The organism is Klebsiella sp. HC6 (genome assembly GCF_022605325.1).
Classification (GTDB): domain Bacteria; phylum Pseudomonadota; class Gammaproteobacteria; order Enterobacterales; family Enterobacteriaceae; genus Klebsiella; species Klebsiella terrigena.
Map to the genome: position 1 here is coordinate 5877421 of NZ_CP093276.1, position 12933 is coordinate 5890353.

The window sequence follows — 12933 nt, forward strand, 5'->3', positions numbered from 1 at the left end:
GAGACGACTTATGGCTTATCAATCGCAAGACATTATTCGTCGTTCCGCGACTAACGGTTTCACCCCCGCGCCTCAGGCGCGGGACCACCAGCAGGAGGTGGCGAAGCTTATCGACGTCACCACCTGCATCGGCTGTAAAGCCTGTCAGGTGGCCTGTTCAGAGTGGAACGATATCCGTGATGAGGTCGGTCACAACGTCGGGGTGTACGACAACCCGGCGGATCTGACCGCCAAATCCTGGACGGTGATGCGCTTCTCGGAAGTGGAGCAAAACGACAAGCTGGAGTGGCTGATCCGTAAGGATGGCTGCATGCACTGCGCCGACCCGGGCTGCCTGAAGGCGTGTCCGTCGGAAGGGGCTATCATTCAGTATGCTAACGGCATCGTCGACTTCCAGTCCGAGCAGTGCATCGGCTGCGGCTACTGTATCGCCGGCTGCCCGTTCGACGTCCCGCGCCTGAACCCGGAAGACAACCGCGTCTACAAGTGTACGCTGTGCGTCGATCGCGTTACCGTCGGCCAGGAGCCGGCCTGCGTGAAAACCTGCCCGACCGGCGCTATCCACTTTGGTTCCAAAGAGGATATGAAAGTGCTGGCAGGCGAGCGCGTTGCCGAGCTGAAAACCCGCGGTTATGACAACGCGGGCCTATACGATCCGGCCGGCGTCGGCGGCACGCACGTGATGTACGTCCTGCATCATGCCGACAAGCCGAATCTGTACCACGGCCTGCCGGAAAACCCGGAAATCAGCGCCACCGTGAAGTTCTGGAAAGGCATCTGGAAACCGCTCGCGGCGGTGGGCTTTGCCGCGACCTTCGCCGCCAGCATCTTCCACTACGTCGGCGTCGGTCCGAACCGAGCGGAAGAGGAAGAAGACAACCTGCATGAAGAGAATGACGAGGTGCGCAAATGAAAAGACGTGACACCATCGTGCGCTACACGGCGCCGGAGCGAATCAACCACTGGGTGACCGCCTTCTGCTTTATGCTGGCGGCCATAAGCGGGCTGGGGTTCTTTTTCCCCTCCTTCAACTGGCTGATGCACGTCATGGGCACCCCGCAGCTGGCGCGAATTCTGCACCCGTTTGTCGGGGTTATCATGTTTGCCTCGTTCATCATCATGTTTTTCCGCTACTGGCATCACAACCTAATCAATCGGGATGATATCTTTTGGGCGAAGAATATTCGTAAGATCGTCGTCAACGAGGAGGTAGGTGACACCGGGCGCTATAACTTCGGCCAGAAATGCGTATTCTGGGCGGCGATTATTTTCCTGGTTCTGCTGCTGATAAGCGGCGTGATCATCTGGCGTCCGTATTTTGCGCCTGCGTTCTCAATCCCGGTGATCCGATTTGCGCTAATGCTGCATTCATTTGCCGCAGTGGCGTTAATTGTGGTTATCATGGTGCATATCTACGCCGCCCTGTGGGTGAAAGGCACCATTACCGCGATGGTGGAAGGTTGGGTTACCAAAACATGGGCGAAGAAACATCACCCGCGCTGGTATCGCGAAGTCCGCCAGAAACAGGAAAAAAAGACTGAATGAGTATTCGCATAATCCCGCAAGATGAGCTGGGTTCGAGCGAGAAACGCACGGCGGAATATATTCCGCCGCTACTGTTCCCCAGGCTAAAAAATCTTTATAACCGCCGCGCCGAGCGCCTGCGCAAGCTGGCGGAGAGCAACCCGCTGGGCGACTACCTGCGCTTTGCCGCGCTGATCGCCCACGCCCAGGAAGTGGTGCTGTACGACCATCCGCTGCAGATGGATTTGACGGCCCGCCTCAAAGAGGCGAATGCCCAGGGCAAACCGCCGCTGGATATTCACGTCCTGCCGCGCGATAAGCACTGGCACAAGCTGCTGCATTCGCTTATCGCCGAGCTGAAGCCGGAGATGAGCGGCCCGGCGCTGGCGGTCATCGAAAACCTGGAAAAAGCGTCCGAACAGGAGCTTGAGCTGATGGCGAGCGCGCTTTTCGCCTCCGACTTTGCTTTGGTCAGCAGCGATAAGGCCCCGTTTATCTGGGCCGCGCTGTCGCTCTACTGGGCGCAGATGGCGAGCCTGATCCCCGGTAAAGCCCACGCCGAGTACGGCGAGCAGCGTCAGCACTGCCCGGTTTGCGGCTCGATGCCGGTCTCCAGCATGGTGCAAATCGGTACCACTCAGGGGCTGCGCTACCTGCACTGCAATCTGTGCGAAACCGAATGGCACGTCGTGCGCGTAAAGTGCAGCAACTGCGAACAGAGCCGCGATCTGAACTACTGGTCGCTGGATAACGAGCAGGCGGCGATCAAGGCTGAAAGCTGCGGCGACTGCGGGACCTACCTGAAGATTATGTATCAGGAAAAAGATCCCAACGTCGAAGCCGTCGCTGACGATCTGGCCTCGCTGGTGCTGGACGCCCATATGGAGCAGGAAGGTTTTGCCCGCAGCTCTATCAACCCGTTTATGTTCCCGGGTGAAGGCGAGTAAAAAGTAGCTGATGGCCGGGTAGCTCAGGTTGCCCGGCCAGCCATCAGGCCGCACAGGCCGAAGCCTCACCGACGTTATCCGCGCCCTTTTGTACGCCATCTCCCCGCGCCAGCCCCAAATAATCCCGTGTTCATCCGTCATAAACCAGGCTATAAAGCTGTATATCCATACAGAATAAAGGAGTGAGAGATGACGCTGGAAAAAGGCATTAGCCGGCTGGTGGATGAGTTTATCGCGGCGGGCCGCCCCTCTTCGCGGGAGCAGAATATTGATGACCGGAGAGCGGGCTACGTGGCAAGCGCGGCGCTGGCCGGCGCGCCTGAAACCCGCGTGCAGGTCGAGGATATCGCCTTAGAAGGTATGACCTTTCGCGTGGTATCGCCGCTCGATGCCGAGGGCGTGCTTCCTACCGTTATTTACTATCACGGCGGCTGCTTTATCAGCGGCGGCTTTGCTACCCACGATCGGCAGCTTCGACAGCTGGCGTATGAGAGCCGCTGCCGGATCATCGCCGTGCAGTATCGGCTGGCGCCCGAACATACCTTCCCTGCCGCACATGACGATGCGCAGCACGGCGCCGAAATTATCCACCGCCACGCCGGGCGGCTGGGGGTCGATACCTCACGCATAACGCTTGCCGGAGACAGCGCCGGCGGCCATCTGGCCCTGGTTACCGCCCTGCGGCTGAAAGCCGCGGCAGAGTGGCAGCCCGCGCAGCTAATCCTGATTTACCCGATGCTCGACGCCGCCGCCCGCTCGGCAAGCTACGCCAGCAACGGCGAAGATTACATCATCACCCGGGATACGCTGCTGAGCGGCTACGAGATCTATCTCTCGTCGACCGACGTTTCCCACCCGGAGGCGAGCCCGCTGTGGCGAGAAGACTTCAGCGGCCTGCCGCCGGTGCATATTATTACCGCAGAGTACGACCCGCTGCGCGATGAGGGTGAAGCGTTATATCGCCGGCTGCTCGGGCAGAACGTCGAGTGCAGCGCTCAGCGCTACCTCGGGGTGATTCACGGCTTCTTTCAGCTTGGGGGGATAAGCCCGGCGGCACGGGATGCTATGCGGGATATCGCCTGGCGAAGCGGTTCACCAGGCGCCGCATAAGGCAGGAGCGGCGGGCTACTCTTCTTCGTTGCCGCCCTCTTCGTACGAGCCAAACGGCTTCGCGGGCAGAACGATATAAATGCCTTCAAAAACGGCCCCCAGATTCTCATCGCCAAACAGCTCAACCTGCAGCTGTACCCGCGCCTTTCGGCCGCGAGCGAGGCGGTCAAGATCGCCGCTTAAGGAGCCGAGGTCCGCCACCGCGCTCGGACGGCCGCTAATCGGCTGGCTGTAGCGGATATGCGCGTCGGCGAGGATAATCGTTCCGCCGAGGTGCCGCTCGCGCAGCATCAGCCAGATAAGCCCCCAGCCGGTGAGGGTTGCCAGGGAAAAGAGGCTCCCGGCAAACAGCGTGTGGTGCGGATTCTGGTTACCGGCTTCCGGCATGGTGGTGATGAATTTTTTCCCGGTGTACTGCTGAATGCGCACGCCCATTTTTTCGCTGAGCGGAATGTGCTGATACCAGGCCTGCTGCAGCTGTCCGCACCAGTCGCCGCGGTGAAGAATATCGTCCAGCGAGGCAATGGGCTTGATCATCAGGAAATGGCGGATGGGCGTGGTGGTTGGCGTGGTTATCTCGCCCTGGTTAACGAACCCCAGCTTGGCGAAGAAATCCACCGCGTCCTCGCGGGCGCTGCAGGTCACCCGCTTCACCCCTTCCTGGCGCGCCACCGACTCCAGGGTCATCGCCATTAAGGTCCCGAGCCCTTTATCCTGTACGGAAGGGTGCACCGCCATAAAGCGAATGGAGGCCTCATTTTCGGCGTTCACGTACAGCCGGCCCACGGCGACCAAATTGCCGTCCTCATCAACCACCATCTGGTGATGCGCCATGGCATCCCAGGCATCGCGCTCCGACCCTTTTGGCTGATGCAGGGGCTTACGCAGCATCTCCCAGCGGAACTGATAGTAGCTCTCTAACTCTTCTTCTGTTTGCGGTACACGAAGGTGATACATAGCTGTACTCTCTTTTGTTGCCCGCAGCCTTCCCGGAAGCTGACTCATACCTGTAACCAGAAGGTGACAGGGCCATCATTGACCAGCGAGACCTGCATATCTGCAGCGAATCTCCCGGTCTGTGTGTGCATTTCCTGCTGGCGGCAGCGCGCGACGAAATAGTCGTACAGCGCCTCAGCGGCATCGGGCGCGGCGCCTTTTGAGAAGCCCGGGCGCATGCCGCGCTCGGTATCCGCAGCCAGCGTAAACTGGGAAACCACCAGCACGCTGCCGCCAGCCTGCTGGACGTTAAGATTCATTTTGCCCTCAGCATCGCTAAAGATGCGGTAGCCGAGCACGCGTTCGCAGAGGCGGTTGGCCTTCTGCTCATCGTCATCTTTCTCGACCCCTAGCAGCACCAGAAGCCCCGGACCGATTTCGCCCGTCACCTCGCCCGCCACGGTAACGCTTGCACGGGATACGCGTTGAATTAATGCAATCATGGTTGTTCTGTTTCTTCTTTTTTTAGTTTGCGGTATTCCCCGAGAGTGACAGTAATTTCAGCCCCAAGCAAGACGATACACCACGTCCAGTAGACCCAAACAAACAAAAGAGGCACCACGGCTATGACGCCATAAATCAGCTGGTACGACGGAAAGGCGGTGATATACAGGGCAAACGCTTTTTTACCGGCCTCAAACAGCAGCGCGGCCACCAGCGAACCAATCAGCGCATCGCGGTTTCGCACCTGCGTCGTCGGGACAATGCTGTAAAGCAGCCAAAACGCCGCCCACGATAGAATCAGCGGGAAGATGCGCAGCACGTCATCAATGACGCTATTGAGCTCGCTGGCCCAGCGCAGCGACAGCAGGTATGAGCTGATCGCCAGGCTCGCCCCCGCCAGTAAGGGTCCGAGGGTAAGGATCATCCAGTAGACCGCAAAGGAGTAAATTTTTGGCCGGGCGCGCGGGCTGCGCCATATGGTATTCAGCGCGCTATCTATCGAATACATCAGCAGCAGCGAGGTCACGATCAGCCCGCAGGCGCCCACCGCCGTCATTCGGCTGGAGTTCGCGACAAACTGCTCGATATAGCGCTGAATGACGTCCCCCGTCGCCGGGATAAAGTTGGCAAAGATGAAGTGGCGTATCTGCCCGCTCACTTCAGAAAACATGGGAAAGGCGGAGAAAAGCGCGAACACCACGGCAATCAGCGGCACCAGCGCGAGTAACGACACGTAGGCAAGATTCCCTGCCAGCGTCGTCATATTGTCTTCATCAATCCGGCGCCACAGCAGCTTTAGCCAGGCCAGCAGCGGACGGCAGCGGCGCTTTGCTTTTTGATGAACGGTTTTTAACATAATCATTGCGCAAAGTAGTCGGGGATAGTCTCCTTTCCGGTCACCAAAATGCTGGTTATTCCCAGCCGGTTCGCGCCGGCAATATTCTCGGCATTATCGTCAAAGAAGACCGTATCGGCAGCGGAAAATCCCTCCTGCTGCAGAACGCTTTGGTAGATCCGCTCCTCGGGCTTACGCATCCCCATCTCCTGCGAAAGATAGATACGGTCGGCCGCGGCGCGCACCTGCGGATATTCATCTGGCCAGAAAGTGGTGTGCAGGCGGTTGGTATTCGACAGCACGACGACGCGGTGTCCCTGCTCGCGTAGCTTGTGCATAATCGCGATGACCTCCGGGCGGAGAGCCACAAATACGGCCTGCCAGCCGTGGGAAAACTGCTCATAGCTCAGCGCCATATTCATCTCATGACACATCGCTTCAGCGAAGGCTTCGTCGCTGATTTCACCGCGCTCGTGCTGGCGAAACGCCTCACCCATGGTGAAGTGCTGCTTCAGCGTCGCCAGCGGAATGCGGCTTAAATCACTCCACGTCCCGAGTACCCGGTTGAAGTCGATGTCGACAATCACATTACCTAAATCAAAGATATAGAGCATGGCCCTCTCCTTTTGCACCGTGGAAAATTAACTGTAGCGGGAAAGGCGAGGTTTGACTATGAGGTGGGGGCTTTGGAGACAAAAAAGAAACCCCGCCATTAAGGCGGGGTTTAGATATCAACGGACGGCGAGAATTAGTCTTCTTTCGCACCGCGCATGGCGCGTTTACGATCGTTCTCGGTCAGGTGACGTTTACGAATACGTACGGAAGCAGGCGTAACTTCTACCAGTTCGTCGTCATCGATGAACTCGAGAGCTTGCTCCAGAGACATCTTGATCGGCGGAACCAGAACCGTTGCTTCGTCAGTACCGGACGCACGCATGTTGGTCAGTTTCTTACCGGTCAGGCAGTTTACGGTCAGGTCGTTAGAACGACTGTGAATACCGATGATCTGGCCTTCGTAAACTTCAGCACCGTGGCCCAGGAACAGCTTGCCGCGGTCCTGCAGGCTGAACAGTGCGAACGCAACTGCTTTACCCTGACCGTTGGAGATCAGTACGCCGTTCTGACGCTGGCCAACATCGCCCGCACGAACATCATCGTAGTGGCTGAAGGTGGAGTACAGCAGACCGGTACCGGAGGTCATGGTCATGAACTCAGAACGGAAGCCAATCAGGCCACGGCTTGGGATCACGTAGTCGAGACGTACGCGGCCCTTGCCATCTGGATTCATGTTTTTCAGGTCGCCTTTACGCTCACCCAGAGCCTGCATCACGGAACCCTGATGCTGCTCTTCAACGTCCAGCGTGACGTTTTCGAACGGCTCTTGTTTGCGGCCGTCGATTTCGCGGAAGATAACTTTCGGACGGGAAACCGCCATTTCGAAACCTTCACGACGCATGTTCTCGATAAGAACGGACAGGTGCAGCTCGCCACGGCCAGAAACGCGGAATGCGTCCGCATCCGGAGTCTCTTCAACGCGCAGCGCCACGTTGTGTACCAGCTCTTTGTTCAGGCGATCGAGGATCTGGCGAGAAGTAACGTACTTACCTTCTTTACCACAGAACGGAGAGGTGTTAACGCAGAAGAACATAGAAACGGTCGGTTCATCAACGGACAGCGGCGGCAGCGCTTCGACGTTCTGCGGATCGCAGATGGTGTCGGAGATGTTCAGCTCGCCCAGACCGGTGATCGCGATGATATCGCCAGCTTCCGCGACGTCAGTCTCGATACGTTCCAGACCGAGGTGGCCCAGGACTTTACCGACTTTACCGTTACGGGTTTTGCCTTCGCTATCAATCAGAGTGACCTGCTGGTTCGGCTTCACTTTACCGCGCTTGATGCGACCGATGCCGATTACGCCAACGTAGTTGTTGTAATCAAGCTGGGAGATCTGCATCTGCAGCGGGCCATCACTATCAACGTCCGGAGCCGGTACGCGATCGATGATGGTCTGATACAGCGGAGTCATGTCTTCAGCCATATCTTCGTGGTCCAGACCCGCGATACCGTTCAGCGCAGATGCGTAAACGATAGGGAAGTCCAGCTGCTCATCAGTTGCGTCGAGGTTAACGAACAGATCGAAGACCTGATCGACAACCCAGTCAGGGCGTGCGCCCGGACGGTCAACTTTGTTGATGACCACAATCGGCTTCAGGCCGTGGGCAAAGGCTTTCTTGGTGACGAAGCGCGTTTGCGGCATCGGACCGTCAAAGGCATCAACCACCAGCAGCACAGAATCAACCATGGACATAACACGCTCAACCTCACCTCCGAAGTCGGCGTGCCCAGGGGTATCAACGATGTTGATACGGTAATCATTCCATTTGATTGCGGTGTTTTTCGCGAGGATGGTAATCCCACGCTCTTTCTCCAAATCGTTGGAGTCCATCACACGCTCTTGTGTTTCGGCACGTGCATCGAACGTACCGGATTGCTGGAGCAGCTTGTCGACCAGGGTAGTTTTACCATGGTCAACGTGCGCGATGATGGCGATGTTACGCAGATTTTCGATCACAAACTTTGCCTCAGGCATTAGAAATAGCGCGTTATTGTACACGTAATAAGCGAAGGACTGAACAGGATCACAAACATCCTCCGCAAACAAGTATTGCAGAGTTTCTTTGTGATCGCTTTCACGGAGCGATAAAAGGGCACCGTAACAAAAACTGCACCAAAATGGTGCTCAATGTTCACACTGAAGCACTATTTTGGTGCATTATTCCTATCATGGTGCAGTTCTTTTGCACTATGGTGCGCATGATACAGCGTTTTACATAGCATTTAAAAGTTGGCACAGATTTCGCTTTATCTATTTTAAGGCAACAACGCCACTTTAAGTAGTAAAAAAGTTTTCGTTACCACGACGACAATGACCAATCCGGGAGAGTTTAAGTATGTCCGCTGAACACGTTTTGACGATGCTGAACGAGCACGAAGTGAAGTTTGTCGATCTGCGCTTCACCGATACCAAAGGTAAAGAACAGCACGTCACAATTCCTTCTCATCAGGTTAATGCCGAATTCTTCGAAGAAGGCAAAATGTTTGATGGCTCCTCGATTGGTGGCTGGAAAGGTATTAACGAATCTGACATGGTTCTGATGCCGGATGCGACCACCGCGCTGATCGACCCGTTCTTCGAAGAACCGACGCTGATCATCCGCTGCGATATCCTGGAACCAGGCACCCTGCAGGGCTACGACCGTGACCCGCGCTCCATCGCTAAGCGCGCGGAAGAGTACCTGCGTTCTACCGGCCTGGCAGATACCGTACTCTTCGGGCCAGAGCCAGAGTTCTTCCTGTTTGACGACATCCGCTTTGGCGCTTCTATCTCCGGTTCCCACGTGGCTATCGACGATATCGAAGGCGCATGGAACTCCTCCACCAAATACGAAGGTGGCAACAAAGGTCACCGTCCTGGCGTGAAAGGCGGCTACTTCCCGGTTCCACCGGTTGACTCCTCTCAGGACATCCGCTCTACCATGTGTATGATCATGGAAGAGATGGGCCTGGTTGTTGAAGCTCACCACCACGAAGTCGCCACTGCTGGTCAGAACGAAATCGCTACCCGCTTCAACACCATGACCAAAAAAGCGGACGAAATTCAGATCTACAAATACGTTGTGCACAACGTTGCTCACCGCTTTGGTAAAACCGCGACCTTTATGCCAAAACCAATGTTTGGCGATAACGGTTCCGGCATGCACTGCCACATGTCCCTGTCCAAGAACGGCGTAAACCTGTTCTCTGGTGACAAATATGCTGGCCTGTCCGAGCAAGCTCTGTTCTACATCGGCGGCGTAATCAAACACGCTAAAGCGATTAACGCCCTGGCTAACCCGACCACCAACTCCTACAAGCGTCTGGTCCCGGGTTACGAAGCACCGGTTATGCTGGCTTACTCTGCCCGTAACCGTTCTGCCTCTATCCGTATTCCGGTGGTCACCTCTCCGAAAGCGCGTCGTATCGAAGTGCGCTTCCCGGACCCGGCTGCTAACCCGTACCTGTGCTTCGCTGCGCTGCTGATGGCTGGTCTTGACGGTATCAAGAACAAAATCCATCCGGGCGAAGCCATGGATAAAAACCTGTATGACCTGCCGCCGGAAGAAGCGAAAGAGATCCCACAGGTTGCAGGCTCTCTGGAAGAAGCACTGAACGCGCTGGACGCTGACCGTGAGTTCCTGACCGCGGGTGGCGTATTCACCAACGACGCTATCGATGCCTACATCGCCCTGCGTATTGAAGAAAACGACCGCGTACGCATGACTCCGCACCCGGTTGAGTTCGAGCTGTACTACAGCGTCTAATTTTGCTGTAAATCCTCGGTATTCCGTGTTGTGGCGTGGGGTACCAGGGATATTTTGTTGCCGTGGAAACTTTCAGCCCATCTCAGGATGGGCTTTTTTCTCCACCAACATGCTGATCTTATGCGCTTTTTACTTATAAAAAGCTATACTGCACTAAAATAGTGCACTCTTTTCAGGAGACTGTCAGATGGCAACAGGCACTCAGCCCGATGCTGGGCAGATCCTTAACTCTTTAATCAACAGCATCTTATTGGTCGATGACGACCTGGCGGTGCACTACGCGAACCCGGCGGCGCAGCAGCTGCTGGCCCAAAGTTCACGCAAGCTGTACGGCACGCCACTCCCCGAGCTGTTGAGCTACTTTTCGCTGAATATCGGTCTGATGCAGGAGAGCCTGCAGGCGGGCCAGGGCTTTACCGACAACGAAGTCACCCTGGTGATCGATGGCCGCTCGCATATCCTGTCCTTAACCGCACAGCGCCTGCCTGAAGGGCAAATCCTGCTGGAAATGGCGCCCATGGATAACCAGCGGCGTCTGAGCCAGGAGCAGCTGCAGCACGCGCAGCAAATCGCGGCTCGTGATTTAGTCCGCGGTCTGGCCCACGAGATTAAAAATCCGTTGGGCGGCCTGCGGGGTGCGGCGCAGCTGCTGAGTAAGGCGCTACCCGATCCGGCGCTGATGGAATACACCAACGTCATCATTGAGCAGGCCGACCGCTTGAGAAACCTGGTCGATCGCCTGCTGGGACCGCAGCATCCCGGAATGCACGTCACCGAAAGCATCCATAAAGTCGCTGAGCGGGTGGTGAAGCTGGTGTCGATGGAGCTGCCGGACAACGTCAAGCTTATCCGTGATTACGACCCTAGCCTGCCGGAGCTGGCGCACGACCCGGACCAAATTGAACAGGTCCTGCTGAATATCGTACGCAATGCGCTGCAGGCGCTGGGGCCAGAAGGCGGAGAAATTATTCTGCGCACCCGTACCGCCTTCCAGCTGACGCTGCATGGCGTACGCTACCGTCTCGCTGCGCGCATTGATGTGGAAGACAACGGCCCGGGAATTCCGTCCCATTTACAGGATACGCTTTTTTATCCCATGGTCAGCGGTCGCGAAGGCGGTACCGGTCTGGGGCTTTCCATTGCCCGCAGTCTTATCGACCGACACTCCGGCAAAATTGAATTTACCAGTTGGCCAGGGCATACCGAATTCTCGGTATTCCTGCCTATTCGGAAGTAGAGGTGTTTATGCAACGAGGGATAGCCTGGATCGTTGATGACGATAGCTCCATCCGTTGGGTGCTTGAACGCGCGCTCACCGGGGCAGGCTTGAGTTGTACAACGTTTGAAAGCGGCAACGAGGTGCTTGATGCACTCACCACCAAAACCCCGGATGTACTGCTGTCTGATATTCGGATGCCGGGGATGGATGGGCTCGCGCTGCTGAAACAAATTAAGCAACGCCATCCGATGCTTCCGGTCATCATAATGACCGCGCATTCGGATCTGGATGCGGCAGTAAGCGCCTATCAGCAGGGGGCCTTTGATTATCTGCCGAAACCTTTTGATATTGATGAAGCCGTGGCGCTGGTTGACCGCGCTATCAGCCACTATCAGGAGCAGCAGCAGCCGCGAAATGCGCCGATAAACAGCCCAACGGCCGATATCATCGGTGAAGCGCCGGCGATGCAGGATGTCTTTCGCATTATCGGCCGCCTGTCGCGCTCTTCTATTAGCGTGCTGATCAACGGTGAATCCGGTACCGGTAAAGAGCTGGTCGCCCACGCCCTGCACCGCCACAGCCCGCGGGCGAAGGCGCCGTTTATCGCGCTGAATATGGCCGCGATCCCAAAAGACCTGATCGAGTCCGAGCTGTTCGGTCACGAGAAAGGGGCATTTACCGGTGCTAACACCGTGCGCCAGGGCCGCTTTGAGCAGGCCGATGGCGGCACGCTGTTTCTCGATGAAATTGGCGATATGCCGCTGGACGTGCAGACGCGCCTGCTGCGCGTGCTGGCCGACGGTCAGTTCTATCGCGTTGGCGGCTATGCGCCGGTGAAGGTGGACGTCAGGATCATTGCCGCGACCCACCAAAACCTCGAACAGCGCGTCCAGGAAGGCAAATTCCGTGAGGACCTGTTCCACCGTCTGAACGTGATTCGCGTCCATCTGCCGCCGCTGCGCGAGCGCCGGGAGGATATTCCGCGCCTGGCTCGCCACTTCCTGCAGGTTGCGGCGCGCGAGCTGGGCGTTGAAGCTAAGCTGCTGCACCCGGAAACGGAAACGGCGCTCACGCGCCTGGCCTGGCCCGGCAACGTGCGTCAGCTCGAAAATACCTGCCGCTGGCTGACGGTGATGGCCGCCGGTCAGGAGGTGCTGACCCAGGATCTTCCCAGCGAGCTGTTTGAAACCTCGGTACCGGACAGCCCCACGCATATGCAGCCGGATAGCTGGGCGACGCTGCTGGGACAGTGGGCCGATCGCGCCCTGCGATCCGGTCATCAAAACCTGCTCTCTGAGGCTCAGCCGGAAATGGAGCGGACGCTGCTGACCACCGCCCTGCGCCATACGCAGGGGCACAAGCAGGAGGCTGCGCGCCTGCTGGGATGGGGACGAAACACGCTTACCCGTAAGCTGAAAGAGTTGGGAATGGAATAACGCGGTTCACGCTGGCCGCTCGGCCAGCCGCTTCATCACCCCGGTAACCCTGCGTCGCCGG

Annotated in this window: 12 protein-coding genes; 7 read left to right on the forward strand and 5 right to left on the reverse strand. The window is 57.2% G+C overall.

Going from position 1 to position 12933, the window contains the following annotated elements; translation table 11 throughout:
• Window positions 1–10: 10 nt before the first annotated feature.
• The 4 genes from fdxH to MMW58_RS28295 all read left to right on the forward strand — a co-directional run bounded on the left by fdxH (window position 11) and on the right by MMW58_RS28295 (window position 3581).
• Entirely contained in the window at window positions 11–913 is a 903-nt protein-coding gene (fdxH, locus tag MMW58_RS28280) for a formate dehydrogenase subunit beta (protein ID WP_045853693.1), read from the forward strand.
• A complete protein-coding gene (gene fdoI / locus MMW58_RS28285) occupies window positions 910–1545 on the forward strand; it encodes a formate dehydrogenase cytochrome b556 subunit (protein ID WP_133601291.1) in 636 nt (211 codons plus the stop codon). Before fdxH ends, fdoI begins: the two co-directional genes overlap by 4 nt.
• A complete protein-coding gene (gene fdhE, locus MMW58_RS28290) occupies window positions 1542–2471 on the forward strand; it encodes a formate dehydrogenase accessory protein FdhE (protein ID WP_045853695.1) in 930 nt (309 codons plus the stop codon). Before fdoI ends, fdhE begins: the two co-directional genes overlap by 4 nt.
• Window positions 2472–2660: 189 nt before the next feature.
• Window positions 2661–3581, forward strand: coding sequence for an alpha/beta hydrolase (locus MMW58_RS28295; RefSeq protein WP_241722540.1), 921 nt, complete (start codon window positions 2661–2663; stop codon window positions 3579–3581).
• A gap of 15 nt (window positions 3582–3596) precedes the next feature.
• Here MMW58_RS28295 and fabY read toward each other — a convergent pair whose 3' ends face one another.
• The 5 genes from fabY to typA form a co-directional block, all read right to left on the reverse strand.
• Entirely contained in the window at window positions 3597–4538 is a 942-nt protein-coding gene (fabY, locus tag MMW58_RS28300; RefSeq protein ID WP_045853697.1) for a fatty acid biosynthesis protein FabY, read from the reverse strand.
• A gap of 44 nt (window positions 4539–4582) precedes the next feature.
• Window positions 4583–5020 carry a D-aminoacyl-tRNA deacylase gene (gene dtd / locus MMW58_RS28305; RefSeq protein WP_241722541.1) on the reverse strand — a complete coding sequence of 146 codons (438 nt, stop codon included), beginning with the start codon at window positions 5018–5020 and terminating at the stop codon, window positions 4583–4585.
• The gene (locus MMW58_RS28310; RefSeq protein WP_133601287.1) at window positions 5017–5877 is read right to left on the reverse strand and encodes a virulence factor BrkB family protein; all 861 of its coding nucleotides are present in this window, start codon (window positions 5875–5877) and stop codon (window positions 5017–5019) included. Before MMW58_RS28310 ends, dtd begins: the two co-directional genes overlap by 4 nt.
• A gap of 2 nt (window positions 5878–5879) precedes the next feature.
• Window positions 5880–6470 (reverse strand): glucose-1-phosphatase, encoded by a 591-nt coding sequence (gene yihX, locus MMW58_RS28315; RefSeq protein WP_041143389.1) that lies wholly within the window; start codon window positions 6468–6470, stop codon window positions 5880–5882.
• Window positions 6471–6604: 134 nt separating this feature from the next.
• On the reverse strand, window positions 6605–8428 hold the full coding sequence (gene typA / locus MMW58_RS28320) for a ribosome-dependent GTPase TypA (RefSeq protein WP_133601286.1): 1824 nt from the start codon (window positions 8426–8428) through the stop codon (window positions 6605–6607).
• A 379-nt stretch (window positions 8429–8807) separates the two neighbouring features.
• Here typA and glnA point away from each other — a divergent pair, with 379 nt between their 5' ends.
• The 3 genes from glnA to glnG all read left to right on the forward strand — a co-directional run bounded on the left by glnA (window position 8808) and on the right by glnG (window position 12872).
• Window positions 8808–10217, forward strand: a complete 1410-nt coding sequence (gene glnA / locus MMW58_RS28325; protein WP_041143387.1) for a glutamate--ammonia ligase — start codon at window positions 8808–8810, stop codon at window positions 10215–10217.
• A gap of 187 nt (window positions 10218–10404) precedes the next feature.
• Complete coding sequence (gene glnL, locus MMW58_RS28330) at window positions 10405–11454, forward strand: nitrogen regulation protein NR(II) (RefSeq protein WP_041143386.1); 1050 nt, start codon at window positions 10405–10407, stop codon at window positions 11452–11454.
• An 8-nt stretch (window positions 11455–11462) separates the two neighbouring features.
• Window positions 11463–12872 carry a nitrogen regulation protein NR(I) gene (gene glnG, locus MMW58_RS28335; protein WP_041143385.1) on the forward strand — a complete coding sequence of 470 codons (1410 nt, stop codon included), beginning with the start codon at window positions 11463–11465 and terminating at the stop codon, window positions 12870–12872.
• The last annotated feature ends 61 nt before the right edge of the window (window positions 12873–12933 follow it).

Coding starts and splice junctions, on each gene's coding strand:
- fdxH (WP_045853693.1), top strand. CDS start 11: ATGGCTTATCAATCGCAAGACATTATTCGTCGTTCCGCGACTAACGGT.
- fdoI (WP_133601291.1), top strand. CDS start 910: ATGAAAAGACGTGACACCATCGTGCGCTACACGGCGCCGGAGCGAATC.
- fdhE (WP_045853695.1), top strand. CDS start 1,542: ATGAGTATTCGCATAATCCCGCAAGATGAGCTGGGTTCGAGCGAGAAA.
- MMW58_RS28295 (WP_241722540.1), top strand. CDS start 2,661: ATGACGCTGGAAAAAGGCATTAGCCGGCTGGTGGATGAGTTTATCGCG.
- fabY (WP_045853697.1), bottom strand. CDS start 4,538: ATGTATCACCTTCGTGTACCGCAAACAGAAGAAGAGTTAGAGAGCTAC.
- dtd (WP_241722541.1), bottom strand. CDS start 5,020: ATGATTGCATTAATTCAACGCGTATCCCGTGCAAGCGTTACCGTGGCG.
- MMW58_RS28310 (WP_133601287.1), bottom strand. CDS start 5,877: ATGTTAAAAACCGTTCATCAAAAAGCAAAGCGCCGCTGCCGTCCGCTG.
- yihX (WP_041143389.1), bottom strand. CDS start 6,470: ATGCTCTATATCTTTGATTTAGGTAATGTGATTGTCGACATCGACTTC.
- glnA (WP_041143387.1), top strand. CDS start 8,808: ATGTCCGCTGAACACGTTTTGACGATGCTGAACGAGCACGAAGTGAAG.
- glnL (WP_041143386.1), top strand. CDS start 10,405: ATGGCAACAGGCACTCAGCCCGATGCTGGGCAGATCCTTAACTCTTTA.
- glnG (WP_041143385.1), top strand. CDS start 11,463: ATGCAACGAGGGATAGCCTGGATCGTTGATGACGATAGCTCCATCCGT.